Origin of the sequence: Actinocatenispora rupis (assembly GCF_016861975.1) — a bacterium.
In the GTDB taxonomy this organism is placed as follows: Bacteria; Actinomycetota; Actinomycetes; order Mycobacteriales; family Micromonosporaceae; genus Actinocatenispora; species Actinocatenispora rupis.
Genome location: NZ_BOMB01000032.1, coordinates 104,523 through 119,248 on the forward strand (window position 1 = coordinate 104,523; position 14,726 = coordinate 119,248).

General features: G+C 72.7%; 16 protein-coding genes and 1 riboswitch. Of the genes, 8 read left to right on the forward strand and 8 right to left on the reverse strand.

Going from position 1 to position 14,726, the window contains the following annotated elements:
* The first annotated feature begins 99 nt into the window (after nt 1–99).
* The 4 genes from Aru02nite_RS27465 to Aru02nite_RS27480 all read left to right on the forward strand — a co-directional run bounded on the left by Aru02nite_RS27465 (nt 100) and on the right by Aru02nite_RS27480 (nt 3,675).
* Nucleotides 100–438: an NIPSNAP family protein gene (locus tag Aru02nite_RS27465; RefSeq protein WP_203662486.1), complete on the forward strand. Its 339-nt coding sequence runs from the start codon at nt 100–102 to the stop codon at nt 436–438.
* Nucleotides 439–1,000: 562 nt separating this feature from the next.
* Entirely contained in the window at nt 1,001–2,011 is a 1,011-nt protein-coding gene (locus Aru02nite_RS27470) for a DMT family transporter (RefSeq protein ID WP_239076995.1), read from the forward strand.
* 167 nt (nt 2,012–2,178) lie between these two features.
* Nucleotides 2,179–2,697, forward strand: a complete 519-nt coding sequence (locus tag Aru02nite_RS27475; protein ID WP_203662488.1) for a hypothetical protein — start codon at nt 2,179–2,181, stop codon at nt 2,695–2,697.
* A 148-nt stretch (nt 2,698–2,845) separates the two neighbouring features.
* Nucleotides 2,846–2,962, forward strand: a riboswitch (SAM riboswitch).
* An 11-nt stretch (nt 2,963–2,973) separates the two neighbouring features.
* Nucleotides 2,974–3,675, forward strand: coding sequence for a GNAT family N-acetyltransferase (locus Aru02nite_RS27480; RefSeq protein ID WP_203662489.1), 702 nt, complete (start codon nt 2,974–2,976; stop codon nt 3,673–3,675).
* Nucleotides 3,676–3,677: 2 nt separating this feature from the next.
* On the opposite strand, the gene Aru02nite_RS27485 is transcribed toward Aru02nite_RS27480, so the two are convergent.
* Both Aru02nite_RS27485 and Aru02nite_RS27490 read right to left on the reverse strand, forming a co-directional pair.
* On the reverse strand, nt 3,678–4,085 hold the full coding sequence (locus Aru02nite_RS27485) for a DoxX family protein (protein WP_203662491.1): 408 nt from the start codon (nt 4,083–4,085) through the stop codon (nt 3,678–3,680).
* Nucleotides 4,086–4,119: 34 nt separating this feature from the next.
* On the reverse strand, nt 4,120–4,854 hold the full coding sequence (locus Aru02nite_RS27490; protein WP_203662492.1) for a VC0807 family protein: 735 nt from the start codon (nt 4,852–4,854) through the stop codon (nt 4,120–4,122).
* A gap of 38 nt (nt 4,855–4,892) precedes the next feature.
* On the opposite strand from Aru02nite_RS27490, the gene Aru02nite_RS27495 reads away from it, so the two are divergent.
* The 3 genes from Aru02nite_RS27495 to Aru02nite_RS27505 all read left to right on the forward strand — a co-directional run bounded on the left by Aru02nite_RS27495 (nt 4,893) and on the right by Aru02nite_RS27505 (nt 7,932).
* The gene (locus tag Aru02nite_RS27495; RefSeq protein WP_203662493.1) at nt 4,893–5,531 is read left to right on the forward strand and encodes a TetR/AcrR family transcriptional regulator; all 639 of its coding nucleotides are present in this window, start codon (nt 4,893–4,895) and stop codon (nt 5,529–5,531) included.
* A 181-nt stretch (nt 5,532–5,712) separates the two neighbouring features.
* Nucleotides 5,713–6,657, forward strand: a complete 945-nt coding sequence (locus Aru02nite_RS27500) for a phosphotransferase family protein (RefSeq protein WP_203662494.1) — start codon at nt 5,713–5,715, stop codon at nt 6,655–6,657.
* A gap of 141 nt (nt 6,658–6,798) precedes the next feature.
* Entirely contained in the window at nt 6,799–7,932 is a 1,134-nt protein-coding gene (locus Aru02nite_RS27505) for an FUSC family protein (RefSeq protein ID WP_203662495.1), read from the forward strand.
* Nucleotides 7,933–8,087: 155 nt separating this feature from the next.
* Here the strand turns inward: Aru02nite_RS27505 and Aru02nite_RS27510 are convergent, their stop codons facing one another.
* From Aru02nite_RS27510 to Aru02nite_RS27530, 5 genes are all read right to left on the reverse strand, one after another.
* Nucleotides 8,088–8,456, reverse strand: coding sequence for a nuclear transport factor 2 family protein (locus tag Aru02nite_RS27510; protein ID WP_203662496.1), 369 nt, complete (start codon nt 8,454–8,456; stop codon nt 8,088–8,090).
* A gap of 70 nt (nt 8,457–8,526) precedes the next feature.
* Complete coding sequence (locus Aru02nite_RS27515; RefSeq protein ID WP_203662497.1) at nt 8,527–9,093, reverse strand: potassium channel family protein; 567 nt, start codon at nt 9,091–9,093, stop codon at nt 8,527–8,529.
* A gap of 167 nt (nt 9,094–9,260) precedes the next feature.
* Nucleotides 9,261–10,247: an RNA polymerase subunit sigma-70 gene (locus Aru02nite_RS27520; RefSeq protein ID WP_203662499.1), complete on the reverse strand. Its 987-nt coding sequence runs from the start codon at nt 10,245–10,247 to the stop codon at nt 9,261–9,263.
* Nucleotides 10,248–10,329: 82 nt separating this feature from the next.
* Entirely contained in the window at nt 10,330–11,304 is a 975-nt protein-coding gene (locus Aru02nite_RS27525; RefSeq protein WP_239076990.1) for a zinc-binding dehydrogenase, read from the reverse strand.
* Between the two features lie 116 nt (nt 11,305–11,420).
* The gene (locus Aru02nite_RS27530) at nt 11,421–11,885 is read right to left on the reverse strand and encodes a helix-turn-helix domain-containing protein (protein WP_203662503.1); all 465 of its coding nucleotides are present in this window, start codon (nt 11,883–11,885) and stop codon (nt 11,421–11,423) included.
* 47 nt (nt 11,886–11,932) lie between these two features.
* On the opposite strand from Aru02nite_RS27530, the gene Aru02nite_RS27535 reads away from it, so the two are divergent.
* A complete protein-coding gene (locus Aru02nite_RS27535) occupies nt 11,933–13,129 on the forward strand; it encodes an MFS transporter (RefSeq protein WP_203662505.1) in 1,197 nt (398 codons plus the stop codon).
* A 146-nt stretch (nt 13,130–13,275) separates the two neighbouring features.
* Here Aru02nite_RS27535 and Aru02nite_RS27540 read toward each other — a convergent pair whose 3' ends face one another.
* Complete coding sequence (locus tag Aru02nite_RS27540; RefSeq protein WP_203662507.1) at nt 13,276–14,712, reverse strand: MFS transporter; 1,437 nt, start codon at nt 14,710–14,712, stop codon at nt 13,276–13,278.
* Nucleotides 14,713–14,726 lie beyond the last annotated feature (14 nt).

The following is a 14,726-nucleotide window of genomic DNA, read 5'->3' on the forward strand; positions in this document are numbered from 1 at the left end:
CGAGCTGACCCGTGTCCCGTCGTCGTGAGTCGGTCGGCCCGCATCGGCTGGCGGCCTGCGCGCCGTTCCCGACCAGCAGAGCAGAGGAAGAATGCTGCGATGATCACCTGCCATCTACGCTACGAGATCGATCCCGCCCAGGTGGCCGCCTTCGAGGAGTACGTCACGGGCTGGATCCCGATCGTCGCCCGTTTCGGCGGGGTCCACCACGGGTGCTTCCTGCCGCACGAAGGGGCCAACGACATCGCGTACGCGCTGTTCTCGTTCGCCAGCCTGGCCGCGTACGAGCAGTATCGTGCCGGCATCCGCCAGGATCCCCGCGCCCAGGAACTCTGGGAGCTCAGCGCCCGGACGCGGTGCATCCGCCGCTTCGATCGGTCGTTCCTGCGCCCGGTACTCGGCGATCCCGGTGCCGGAGAAGCCCCCGGACCGGGCTGACGGCGCTGCTGCACAGGCTCGGCCGCTGGCTGCCGTGCGGGCGCTGCCGCGTGATGCTGCGGCGCGGTATGCGCGTGGCCCCGTGTGATGCGCGATCTGCGGCGAACCCGGTGCCGCGCGGCCGGTCCGTGTTGCCGTCCGCCGAAAGGGCCGTCACCACCGATCCGAGGCGCCCGCGGCGCTCCGCCGACGTGGGACCGGGCGAGTGGCCACGCGCTTTCGTCGAGTGGCGGCGCTGCGTTCCCGCTTCGGTGCGACGACAGCCACGCGTGGCCAAGGGAAATGCTGTTGTCTGCGTCGGCATGACGGATAGGTTGAACCCATGTTCGGACACGCACGCATCACCGCACCGCCGCGCGCCTAGCGAGGCGGTGAACCGGCGCGCCGACCACGGGTCGACGCGCCGGCTGTGTGTGCGCAGATCCGTGCGTCTATCTCGGTGCCGCCTCGCTTCCGCGACCCATTACTTCGTCGCAGGAAGTGGACTTCGATGTCACCTCTTCGCCCGTCGCGGCTCTGGCGCCATGGCACGGCCGGCCTGACTCGACTGACAGCCGCCGGGATGTTGTTCGGCACCGGTGGGATTCTTGCCCGGCTGCTCGGATCAACCGCGCACCTGCCCCCGCTCGCGGTCGCCTGCTATCGGCTGGTGGGCGGCGGCGCGCTGCTCCTCGCCGTACTCACCGTGACGAAGGCACGGTGGCCGCGAGGCTCCGATGCCTGGCGCCGCATCGTGGCGGTGTCGGCGTTGACCGCAACGTACCAGGCCTGCTACCACCTCTCGGCGGCGATCATTCCGGTGGGGCTGGCCACCCTGACCACGGTGGGCACCATCCCGGTACTGGTGTCCATTGTGGAGCATGTCACCGGACGGCGTCGGCTGACCGGCTGCGTCCTCGCCTCCATCGGGCTCGCGTTCGTGGGCCTCGCCCTGATGTTCGGCGTTCCCCCCGTTGGCGTCTCGCTCCCGACCCTGCTCGTCGGTGTAGGTCTTGCCGCCTGTTCCGCGTTGGGCTTCGCCGTGGTCAACGTGATGATGTCGCGGCCCGTCCACGGGCTCACCGACCTTGCGGCGACAGGGATCACCTTCTCCCTGGGCGGGCTGCTGCTGGTACCGCTTGCGGCGGCTGCCGGCCGACTCGTCATGCAGCCCAGTCCCGGATCGGTCACGGCCGTTGCCGCACTGGCCACGATCCCCACAGCCGTCGCCTACCCGCTGTACTACGCGGGCCTCCGGCGTACCAGCGCGACGACGGCCGCCATCCTCACGTTGCTGGAACCGTTGACAGGCTTGGCATTGAGCGTTGCCGTCCTCGGCGAGCGTCTCGGACCGACGACGGTTGCCGGGACCTGCCTGCTGTCGGTCGCGCTGGTACTCGCAGCGTCATCGTCATCCCGCGCCGGAACCCCAGCCCCCACTACGAACCACGATGCCCGCGTGGGCACCGCAGCGCGACGCCAGGCGACCGGTACCTCCGGCGCGTCGCGGCAGGTGCGGTCGTCGACCGTGCCGCGTCGAAGGTTGGTTCGGCGTCAGCGGGACTCGGCCACCGCGCAACCACCGCCACCATGAGCGGGGAAGCCGGCAAGGGCCCCGATCCCCGGCCCACGCCATGCCTCCGGCAGGCTGACACACACCGCACCTGTCAACGCGACGAATGCGATCGCGATGCCGCGTTTCGCACGGTATCGTCCTGTCGTTACGTGACAGCCTGTCCCCCTTGGTAGGGAGATGGATCCGTGCGGGCCTTCCTGACCTGTTCCGTCATCGCCGGTTACCACATGCTGCTCGGATGGCTGTTCGTCGAGGTACTGCGCGGGTGGGGATGGCTGACGCTGCCGTTCGTCGTCGGCTGCCTGGTCTACATCGTGGGGACAGCTCGTGTGCTGGACAGCGCGCTGGCCGGGTTGGCCCTCTTCGGCTGCGGGGTGGCGGGTTTCCTGGCCGGGTACGGCCTGGTCATGCTCGCCTCTGCGCACGGCACCGGCTACCAGGTCCTGGCGGGCGTACTGACCGCGGCGCTGGTGCTGGGCCTGTTCTTCGCGATGAAATGGTTCGAGCTGGTCGCGTACGGGAACGATCCCGATCTGGCCGGGTACCCGCTCTTCGCTTACCTGGCCGCCGAGGCCGGTGCCTTCGTCCGCGACGAACTCGTCGACCACTGGGCGTGGTGGCGGGCGGCCCTGATCCTGATCGGTGGACTGGCCCTGATCACGTACAACATCCGGCACGACAACGACGACAGCGTCTTCCTCTAGGGTGTGTCTGCACAGGTTGCTGGCCGGCTGCGCCGCGCCCCTTCGCCGCCTCGCTCGACCGAACCTGTGCAGACACACCCTGGGCACGGCCGTCGCCCGGGACGGGCCGGGCTAGTGGTGCGGGTCGCGATGTTAGGTTGTCGGTCGAGGTCATGAGCGCCAGCGCGAAGCCCCGGCTCGCTGGCCGGCAACCCTCCGTGTCGTGGGTGGGGTGCCCCGGGTGATGACCCGGCCCGGCACGCGGTGTGCCGGGCAAGCCGCGAACGGAGGCCCACCGTGTCGACCGTCCCGTACCCGGATCCGTCCACCGGGCGCGCGACCCGCAGCGCCGATCCCTTGCCCCACAAGGAGAAGCCGACCGCCGACGCCCTGACCGCACCGGTACTGACGGGCGAGCTCGTCCGGCTCGAACCGCTGGATCGACGCCACGCGGCCGATCTGGCCGCCGCCGTCGAGCAGGACCGCGGCTCGTACTCGTACACGTGGGTGCCGACGGCGGCCGAGATCGACGGGTACCTCGACGCGCAGCTCGCCCGCGCCGCGACCGGCAAGCTCGCGCCGTACGCGCAGGTGGCGACGGCGACCGGGCGCGCCGTCGGCGTCACCGCGTACTGGGATCCGCGGCCGTGGCCGGACGGCGGTGGCCTGTGCGCCGTCGAGGTCGGTTTCACCTGGCTGGCCGCGTCCGCGCAGGGCACCGGGCTGAACACGGAGGCCAAGATGCTGCTGTTCGGCAACGCGTTCGAGGAGTGGGGTGTGGCCCGGGTCGACCTGAAGACCGACGCCCGCAACGCCCGTTCGCGCGCCGCGATCGAGAGCGTCGGCGCCCGCTTCGAGGGCGTACTCCGGAGCTGGTCGCGGTCCTGGGCGCCGGGCGAGCAGGGCCGACTGCGCGACTCGGCGATGTACTCGATCCTCGCCGAGGAGTGGCCGGACTGCCGGGCCGCGCTGGTGGCACGCCTCGCCCGCGTGCGCTGACGTCACCCGCGGCGGCGCGTCAGGTCGGCCCGCAGCCTGCCGATGCTCGACCGGCGACCCCAGGCGATGACCGCCGACAGGACGAGCATCAGCAGCGCCATCACCGGGCTGGCGCCGGTCACCAGCTGGGTCACGGTCGCCCCGACGGTGAGCGCGACGAACGCCACGCCGGCGAGCCCGACCAGCCGCGGTACGAACAGGGCGACGGCGCCGGCGAGTTCCAGCGCGGCCACCAGGTACCGGAGCCAGTCGCCGCCGCCGATCGCGCGGAACGTGGCCACCACCTCGGGCGAGCCGCTGAGCTTGGCGGCCGCCGCGGCGGCGAACCCGACCGCGGCGACCACCTGCACCACCCACAGGGTGCGGTGCCAGGCGGGGCGCAGCGGTGCGGATGACGTGATCGGTTCCATGACGCGGTCCTCTCGTACGGAAGGTGCGGTGTCGTCAGGAAGTCGGAGCCGCGGGCGCGGACCGGACATGCCGGGGCCGTCCGACGATCAGCGGCGCCAGCCGCGGAGCCCGCCGTACGGCGCGGGTCACGTACGCGATGTTCCAGCCGCCGAGCCCGACCATCGTGACGACCGGCAGGACCGCGGTGAGCCCGACGGCGACGTCCACCGGCAGCAGGTACACGACGGCCGCGCGCAGCGCCGAGTCGGCGAGCAGCCCGACACCCCAGCCGTACGCGCTGCCGCGGAACACCCGCCGGGCGGCCGGATCCCCGTGGTACAGCCGGGTCAGGGTCGCGGCCGTGGCGGGCCGCCAGGTGCGCGCGGCCGACAGGGTCAGCGGCCGGCCGGCGGCGAGGCTGACCAGGAACGCGACGCCGACGGTCGCGGTGGCCGCGGAATCCTTCCACAGCAGGAATCTCGGGTCGCCGCCGACGAACGCGAGCGCGAGCCCGACGCCGAACACGGCGAGGGTGAGCGCGGCGAACGCGGTGATCCGGCGGGACACCAGCGCGACGACGGCGACCCGCAGCCCGGCGGCGACCGTACCGGCGAGCAGCGCGATCCAGTCGGACAGGCCGAGCAGGTGCAGCAGGTAGTACCCGCCGAGGGGGAGGCCGATGTCGGCGACCAGGCCGAGGATGCGGGTGGCGCGCCGGGTCTGCGCGTCGCCGCCGTGCGGGGCGGATGACCGGGTGGGGCACTCGGCAGGTCGCGTCGAGGGTTCCATATCGCTGTTATATACCGACGTTATGGTACGGTCAAGCGGTGAGCCCCCGAGCTGCCGACCCGGCCGTGCGTACCGCCCTCATCGACGCGGCGGCGCGCATCCTCGCCACCGACGGACCCCGCGCGCTGAGCACCCGACGCCTCGCCGCCGAGGTCGGCGCCTCCACCATGGCCGTGTACACGCACTTCGGGAGCATGGACCAGGTGCGCCACGCGGTGCGTACCGAGGGCTTCGCCCGGCTGGACGCCGCGCTCGACCGCATCCCCCGCACCGACGACCCCGTCGCCGACCTCACCGCCGACGCCCTCGTCTACCTGGACGCCGGGCTCGCCGACCCGGAGATGTACCGGGCGATGTTCGTCGACCGGCCGCCACCCGCCGACACGGACCCCGGATCCGGGCTGTTCCAACGACTCGTCGCCTCCGTACGGCGGTGCATCGACGCGGGCCGGTTCGACGCCGCCGACGACCCGCTCCCCCTCGGCTGGGCCGCCGAGATCTGGACCATGCAGCACGGCATGGTCGTCCTGGCGCTCGGCGACGTGCTGCCCACCGACCAGATCCGGTTCCTGCTCGCGGACATGACCTACCGGCTGGCCGTCGGCTTCGGCGACGACCCGACCGCCGCACACCGGTCCGTACGGAAACGCCGGCGGCCCCGCCGTACGAAACGCTGACGACACCACGTACGGACGGCGGCGTGGCCCAGGGACCGCAACGGCGAGGTCCTGACGTTCCTCCGCGCCACCGACTTGCAGATCCCCCAAGGGAATCCCGATCCACACGGTGCCGCGCCCTTGGCTCCGTCGGGTACGAAAACCCCTACCGCAGCAGGGCCCCGACGAATAGGTTCGCGGCATGACCGACGGCGACTGGCGGGACGGCGGGTTCAGGCAGCGTCGGCCCTCCGCGGAGAGCCTCGCCTGGGTTGCGGCGTCGATGGGTCGCGGCAGTCGCGTCGTCGGCTATCGCCGGTTGACCGGTGGCGTCTGCTCCGCCGTGCATCGGGTGACCGTCGAGCGGCGTGGCGAGCGAACGTTCGTCGTACTGCGCCAGTACCCGGGCGGGCTTGGACTTCAGGAGACCGTGCAGAAGGAGATCGCCAACCTCGGCGTGGTGGCGGGAAGCGGGCTCCCGGTGCCGAGCGTACTGGCCGCGGACGCTGCCGGTGCCTCGACGGGCGGCGCGCCGTCGTTGCTGATGACCCGGCTGCCGGGGCACGTTCACCTCGATCCGGCGGATCCGCGGTCGTGGCTGACGAGGATCGCGGAGATGGCTGTGCTGCTGCATTCCCTCGATCTCCCCGCTCCGACGTTCAGGCCGTGGACGGATTCGTGGATCGCCCCTCTCGGCGGGTTTCGGGTGCCGGCAGGCGCACGGCGGCCGGCGGTGTGGACGGCGGCGTTCGAGGCCATGGCCGCGCCGCCGCCCGAGGACGCCGCCGTCTTTCTGCACTGCGATTTCCTGCCCGTCAACATGCTGTGGTCGCGCGGGAGGATCACCGGACTGACCGACTGGAACGGCATCCATCGAGGCTCGCGCGCGATCGATGTCGGGCAGTGTCGGCGGTACCTGGCGGCGCTCCACTCGCCCGAGTGGTCGGAGCAGCTCCGGTCGCGCTACGAGTCCATCGCCGGAGTGACCCTCGATCCGTGGTGGGACCTGTACGCCCTGCTGCACCACGGCGACAGCCAGCCGAAGTGGATCCGTGGCCAGGTCGCCGGGCGCCGTGCCGTCGACACGACCGGCATGACGTCCCGGGTCGAGGTCGCCGTCGAGACCGCACTACGGCGCCTCGGATAACCGCTGGTTGCCCGTCCGCCCGTCGGACAGATCTGCACGACGACCGGTCCCACTCGCAGCCATCACCGGTGGGGGGCGAGACACCGCACTAGCGTTGGACCGGACGGCACCCGACGCGGCGCAGTGCCCCGGAGGTAGCCGATGACGGCGAAGCTGACCGGTACCGGTGCGCCGCCCGGACGGGCCGCGTACCGGGGCAGGGCCATGACCTGGCTGTCGACGGTGTTCGCGCGCAACACCTCGGCGGTCAACTGGGCGCGCGGCGTGATGTTCCTCGACATCGCGCTGGTGCCCCTGGTGGTCTTTGCCGCCATCGGGCACGACGAGTACCTGCTCAGCGCGGTGTTCGGCGCTGTCTTCGTCGTCCTGATCGACCCGGGCGGCGCGATGCGGGGCCGTGTCGTACGGATGGCGGTCTTCGCGGTGATCGGCGCCGGACTGACCGCGCTCGCGTTCGGCCTCGCCGGGGTCGCGTGGGGCTGGCTGGTGCTGGCCGCCTTCGTCGTCGTCCTGCTCGGCGGACTGGCGGCCGTACGCGGCATGCATGCGGTCGTCGCCGCGACGTTGCTGAATGTCTGGTTCATCGTCGCTCTCTCGCTTGCCGTCGAGATCCACCAACAGCCCCGGATCCACAACCACATCTGGGCACAGGTACTCGCCTGGGCCGGTGGCGCGGCGCTCTGGATCGCGGTGGCGGCGGTGTGGTGGCTGATCCGTGGGCGGCGGGACGCGCCGCAGCCGGTCGCGGAGATCCCCGGCGACACGTCACCCCGGAAGCTCACCCCTCCGGTACTCGTCTTCGCCGGCATCCGCGCCGTGGCCATCGCGGGCAGCGTGGCCCTGGCGTTCGGGCTGGGCCTGTCGCACGCCGACTGGCTGCCGATCGCGACGATGGTCGCGGTGAAGCCGACCCTGGCGCAGAGCACCCTGAACGCCACCCAGCGCGTCGTCGGCGCGGTACTCGGCGCCGTGGCCGCCGCGCTGCTCCTTCTGATCCCTGCCAACGAATCCGGTGCCAGGCTGCTGTCCATCAACCACGCGCTCGAAGTACTGGCGATCGTGCTGCTCGTGCACGCGGTGGCGATCCGCCTCTGGAACTACGCGTTCTACACCGCCACGGTCGCGGCCGCGGTCCTGATCCTGGAGGATCTCGTGCAGCCGTCCACCTACACGGCCGAAGGCGAACGGGTGCTCTGGACGCTGGTCGGCGCCGCGATCGGCGTACTCGTCATGCTCCTTGCCGGCCTGTTGACCAGACGTACCACCCGGTCCTGACCGCGGTGTCCTGTCGCCGGCGCCCGCGTACGGGCACCGCCAAGCGCCCGCATCCGCTGGGGCGGACGCCCCACGACGCCGCGGCCCGACCGACCGCGAACCGACTCCCCGGAGTACCGAAAGGGGCACGGAGGAGACGGCGACAGGAGGCCGGCTCAGGAGGCGACCGGCTCGATCTCCCCGGCAAAGACGATGAGCTGGTCGATGAGGCTCCGCCGCAGATGGACGACGTCGGTTCCCGACAGGCGGGTGCCGCCGTCCGGCGTGGTGAAGACCCACTGGTACCGGGCCCACTCGTCCGGCATGTCCACCGCTGAGGAGCGCACCATCGTGCCGGCCCGCCGCCGGAGGTCCAGCACGAACCGCTCGACCACCTCGAATCCTTCGCTGCGACCCAACGGCCCCCAGAAGACCACGTCCGAGGTGAGGGCCTGGGAGAGCAGCGCGGTCGCACGGCTGTCGTCCGAGGCGTTGAACGCGGAGATGAACCTGTCGATCGCGGAGCGTGCCGTCTCTTCGTGCATGCTCCAGTAATACCAGCCGTGGCGCGTGCGCCCGTCCCGCGAGCCACCCTCCGATCATGCCGGTACGGCACTAGCGGCGAGGTGGGGCGGCGCGGGCGCGCCGTTGCCGGCCGCGGGTGACGGCGCCGAGGATGATCCGGGCGCCGAGTCCGAGGATCACCAGATCGAGCAGCATCTGTACGGTGACGAGCAGCTGCGCCGTGTCCGTCTTCGCCGTGATGTCACCGAATCCGACGGTGGCGAACACGGTGACCGCGAAGTACAGGGCGTTGGTCCGGTTCAGTGGCTGGCTGAAGTTGCCCGCCGAGATCGCGGTGAGCACCACGTACGTGCTGGCGAACATCAGCAGGAACAGCGGGACGCTGGTCGCCAGTGCCTCGACCGCCCGCAGTCCGGGGAAGCGCGCGGCGACGATCAGCCGTACCTGGAGGGTCACCAGCGCGACCAGCAGCACCAGCCCCGCGACGAGCATGGCCACCGCGACCCACGCGGCGGACTGGGACAGCGGCAGCGCGTAGTAGAGGGCGACGAGCGCCGCGGTGGAGCCGAGCGCGCGTACCGCGGACCACGTGACCATGGTCCAGGACGGCCGTTCGTCCGGCCGGGCACCGGGCGATGGGTCCGCGCCGTCGGTCATAGGGAAATGCTAGTGAACCTTCGTCGCGTATTCCGGCGGTGCCGGGCCGGTGTCGCCGTCCGGCCGGTGCCAACGGAGCCGATCGGGCAGCGACCAATGCCGCAGTCGCGTAGCGCCGGCACAGAACGCGACACCCCGCGCAAAAACCGCCGCCGTCGCGTACGGGGTCAGGGATCCAGCACGTCCGGGAATCCGAACAGGGCGACCAGCCCCGGATCCTGGAACTTGACGACGCGGGAGACACCCGTCGCGGTGGCGGAGAGTACGACGACACCGTCGGCGCGGAGCGCACCCTCCGTCGCCCGGTGGTACACGACGGCGGCGGGTTGGCCGTTCGCGGTGGTTGGCAGCATCCGCCAGGCGCCGGGCGCGCCGAGCACGTACGTGTCGAGGACGTGCAGGCAGGTCGCGCGGCCGGACTGCCAGTCGCGGAACGGGGTCGCCTCCAGGGTGGCGTCGGCGCGCAGTACCCGCTCCAGCAGTCGGGCGTCGGAGTGTTCGAAGGCGGCGACGTAGCCGTCGAGCAGGGCGCGGGCCCGCGGATCGGTCGGTTCGAGCAGCGTCTCGGGCTCCGGGTCCAGCTCGTCGAGCCGGGCACGAGCGCGTTGCAGGCCGCTCTTGACCGCGGCCGTGGTGGTACCGAGGATCTCGGCGGTCTCGGCCGCGGTGAACGCGAGCACCTCGCGGAGCAGGAGGATGGCCCGCTGGCGGGCGGGCAGGTGGTGCAGGCTGGCGACGAGCGCCAGCCGCAGCGACTCCCGGCCGACCACCACCGCGACCGGATCGCTTGCGGGCGCGGCGATCCGGGCGTCCGGCAACGGTTCCAGCCAGGAGACCTCGCCGGGCGCGACGGGGGTCGGCACGCGGTCGACCCCGTCGTACGGGCCGGTCAGGCCGGACGGCAGGACCCGCACGGGGCGCGGCTTCAAGGCGGTGAGGCAGACGTTCGTGGCGATCGTGTACAGCCAGGTCCGGACCGACGAGCGGCCCTCGAACCCGGCGTACGACCGCCATGCCCGCAGGTACGTCTCCTGGACCAGGTCCTCGGCGTCGTGCGCGGAGCCGACCATGCGGTAGCAGTGCGCCACGAGTTCGCGGCGGTACCGTGCGGTCTCGGCGGTGAACCGGCCCTGGTCCGGAGAGTCCGGTGTCACGCCGCGAGCCTGGTACGGCGGCGGGCCCGGGCCGGTGGTTCCGCGCGCCGCGACCACCTCCGGCGCGACGCACCGGCGCTGTTCACGGCAGCAGCGCCAGCTTGCCGACGGTGGCCCGGGATTCCAGTTCCACCAACGCTGTCGTACCGTCGGCGAGGTCGTACCCGGTGGGGTCGGTCGGGGTGAGGACGCCGGCGGCGATCAGCCCGGACAGCTCGGCCATCAGCTCGTCGAACAGCCGGGGCGCGGCCTGCATGAGCACGCCGACGTTGAGGCCGACGAGGTGGATCTGGTGCCGGTACACCAGGTCCCGGTTCGTGACCTGCGCGTCGCCGCCCGCCATGCCGTACACGACGACACGGCCGGTGACCCGCTTGGCGGCGGCCAGGCTCGCGGCGAACGTGGCGCCACCCGCCGACTCCAGTACCAGGTCGGCGCCGGCACCGCCGGTCAGCTCGCGTACCCGCGCGGCGAGATCGTCGCTGCGGGAGTCCAGGACGTGCTCGACGCCCAGCGCCCGAACGGTGTCGTGCTTGTCCGGCGCGGCGGCGGCGAGGACGGTCGCCCCGTGGTGCCTGGCGATGCGTACGGCGGCCTGACCGGTGGCGCCCGCGGCGGCGTGGATCAGCACCACCTGCCCGGCTTCGACCCCGCCGAGCGGTCGGAGGGCGGCGAGCGCCGTCGGCCAGTTCACCAGTAACCCCAGCGTTTGCGCCTCCGTCCAGTCCGGCGGCACCGGTACGGCGCCCGCCGCCGGGAGCACCAGGTACTCGGCGAACGCGCCGTCGCCGATCCCGACGACGCGCGCGCCCGGGAGCGGCCCGGTGACCCCTTCCCCCACGGCCACCACGGTTCCGGCCGCTTCGAACCCCGCCACGTACGGCGGTACCGGGCCGTGCCGGAACGCGCCGTACGCCTTCGACACGTCGGCGAAGTTGACCCCCGCGGCGGTGACCCGGATCAGCACCTCGCCCGGGCCGGGCTGCGGTACCGGCGAGTCGGTGACCAGCCGCATGTCCCGCGGCCCGTGCCGGGACGTCTGGTGCAGTGCGCGCATGGTCGCGGGCGTACCCATCGGCGATCAACCCCTCGTACTCGGCCGTGTCCGGAGGCCGCGTTCGCGCCTCCACCCAGGTAGACCATGGCCGCCGCGGAAAGGAATCGGTCGCGACGTCAGCCGTTGGTGGCGATGAGGGTCGCGGCGTCGAGTACGCGGTGCCAGTCCAGGTCGGTCGCCCGGCCGTCGGGTGCCAGGGAGCCGAGCCGGGTCATCGCGGCGAGCAGCCGCTCGCGTACCACGGGGTGGGGGTGGTGGGTGGCGTCGGCGATGCGCCGCACGGCGGCGTGGAAGGGCGCGGACTTCGCGAACCGGATCAGCGAGGGCGGCGGGTTGGCGTCGGTCGGCCCGTCCCGCTGGTCGTCGGCGTCGGCCAGGTCGACGACGAGGCGGGCGCCGAGCGCGGCGGCGAGCCGGTCGAGGGCGGCGAGCGTCGGGTTGCCGCGCCCGTTCTCCAGGTTCGCGATGTACGGCACGGACAGGCCGGCCCGCTCGGCGGTCGAGGCGAGCGTGTCCTGCCGGACCGTACGCCGGGCGCGCAGTCGGCGGCCGAGCGCGACGACGACGTCTTCTGTCTCCACAGAACACATCTTGCCATGAACTGTTCCGTGAGAATAGCCTGCGGCGCATGAGAGTTGCCCTCGGACTCCGGAACCGCGACGTACGCCTGCTGCTCCTCGGCGGTACGGTGTCGCAGCTGGGCTCGATGCTGCTCGTGGTGGCCGTTCCGTACCAGGTGTTCCGGGTGACCGGCTCCACGGTGGCGACCAGCCTGGCGCTCGCGCTGGAGGCCGTACCGGCGATCCTGGTCGGGCCGTGGGCCGGCGCGCTCATCGACCGCTGGCACCGCCGCACGGTGTTGATCCTGGCGAACCTCGGCGCCGCCGCCGGTGTCGCCCTGATGCTGTGCGGCACCACCCCCGACCGGCTTCCCCTGCTGTACCTGGGACTCGTGGCCGAACAGGTCGCGGCGGCGTTTCTGCGGCCCGCGTCCACCGCGCTGCTGCCGGCCGTCGCGGGTACCGGGCCGAACCTCGCCGCCGCGAACTCGGCCTTCGCGTTCGCCGTCGGCGTCGTACGACTCGCCGGTCCCCCGCTCGGCACCCTGCTGCTGTCGGTCGGCGGGTTCGGCGCGGCCGTCGCCGCCGACGTCGCCAGCTACCTCGTCCCGGCCGCGCTGACCGTTGCGCTGCAACGGATCCCCGCACCGCGACGGACCGGTACCGGGGCCTGGCAGGTGGCGCGCGAGCTGCGCGACGGCGTCCGGCTGCTCGCGGGTTCCCGGCTGCTGCGCGGCATGCTCGCCACCACCTGGGCGTACTGGACGGCCAACGCGGCGCTCACCGCCCTGCTCGTCCCCTTCGTCGTACGGCGCCTGCACAGCCCCGGGCAGGACGTCGGGTACCTCGTCAGCGCCCTCGGCGTCGGGTACCTGGTCGGCTCGGCCGCGAGCAGGCTGGTCGTCGGCCGGCACCCCACCCGTACCGTGCTGGCCGGCGCCTACCTCGCCGTCGGCGCGGCGTTTCTCGGCATGTTCCACGCGCCGAACATGCCGGTCGCCGCCGCGTTCACCGCGCTGGCCGGCGTTCCCGGCGCGATCGCGATGGTCGCCACGCAGCACCGGATCCAGGCCGACGTCGACGGTACGGTCCTCGGCCGGGTCAGCGCCGGCTTCGCCACCAGCGACGCCCTCGCCGCCGTCACCGGCGCCGCGCTCGCGCCGGCGTGCGTCGCGCTCGTCGGGCTCGGCGGCACGCTCACCGTGTTCAGCGTGGTCGTGGTCGTCACCGCCGCGGCGGTCCCGCTCCTCCTCCCCCGCCCGTGAGCCGGAACCCTTTCGTACCAAGGGAAACGGGGTCGGTCCGCGCGCACGTCCGGCGCTGCTCCGCCCCGGACCCACCGTCGTACGCGACTGCGCCACGCGGGACGCCCCGCACGACCCGCGGTACGACAGCGGGCGGTACCGCGGGGTCAGCTACGGCTTGGTGTGGTTGCCGGATCGGGGATGCGCGTGCGGGCCGCGGAGCGGAGGCGCAGGGCGACGACGACGGCGAGCACGGCCACGCCGGCGAGTACGAGGAAGGCGTCGGAGTAGGCGGGTGCGGCCAGGACGTACCAGGGGTTGAGGGCGGTGCCGGCATGTTGCCGGGCGGCGACGAGCGCGCCGACGATGGCCGGTCCGGCGCCGGCGCCGAGGAACTGGGCGCCCTGGAAGAGTCCGAGCCCGACGCCGACCTGCGTGGGTGGCAGGGCGCCGGCGGCGAGGTCGGTGAGGCTGGTGGCCACGAAGGCGAACCCGAGGTCGAGGACCAGTACGACGACGGCGGTGGCGGCCGGTGGGGCGCCGGCGAGGAACGACAGCGCGAGCATGGACAGGGCCATGGCGGCGAGTCCGGCGACGGTGAGGTTCCGCGCCCCGGCGCGTGGGACGAGGCGCCCGACGAGCGGTGACACGACCGCGAACGCGACGCCGCCGGGGATCATCACGAGCGCGCCGCCGCCGGGCGTGAGGCCGTTGGCGTCGACCAGCATGACGGGGACGAACACCAGTGCGGTGAGGTTGACGAGCATCGCGAGCAGTACGGTGCCGGTGGCGGCGGAGTACACGCGGTTGGCGAACATGGCCGGGTCGACGAACGGGTGCCTGGCGCGCCGGGTGCGCCGGACGAACAGTGCGCCGGCGGCGACCGCGCCGAGCAGGCTGCCGAGCGCCGACGGCGCGGTGAACCCGGCGCCCTGGCCGAGGGTGACACCCAACAGCAGCAACCCGGCCGCGAGCCCGAGCAGTACGCCGCCGGCGATGTCGAAGGGGCGGTCGTCGCCGGGCGCGTCGGCCGGCAGGAGCCGTACGGCGGCGGGGATCAGCAGGACGGCGCAGCCGGCCGTGACGAGGAACAGTCCGGGCCAGCCGAGCGCCTGGCCGAGACCGCCGCCGACCGCCGGGCCCGCCGCGGTGCCGACGCCGCTGGCGGCGGAGATGAACCCGATTCCGGTACCGCGCCGGCCGGGTGGCAGCAGCCGGGTCACCGCGATGACCGACAGTACGGGGATCGCGGCGGCGCCGGCGCCGGTGACGACGCGGCCGGCGACGAGTACGAGGAGGGTGGGCGCGAACGCGGAGACGAGGCTGCCGGCGGCGTACCCGGCGAGCGCGCAGGCGAACAGGGTGCGCATGCCGATCCGGTCGGAGATGCGGCCGTAGAAGGGGACTCCGACGGCGAACACCAGCAGGAAGCCGGTCACGACCCAGGCCAGTTCCGCCTCGCTGGCGCCGAAGTCGCGGCCGATGCGCGGCAGTACCAGGTTGACCATGTCGCTGGCCACGATCATCAGCAGCATCGCCGGTACCAGCACGCTCAGCAGCGCCGGTAGGGGGACCTGCGGGGTCCGGGTGGGTGTCTGGTGCATCAGGCAAACTCCAT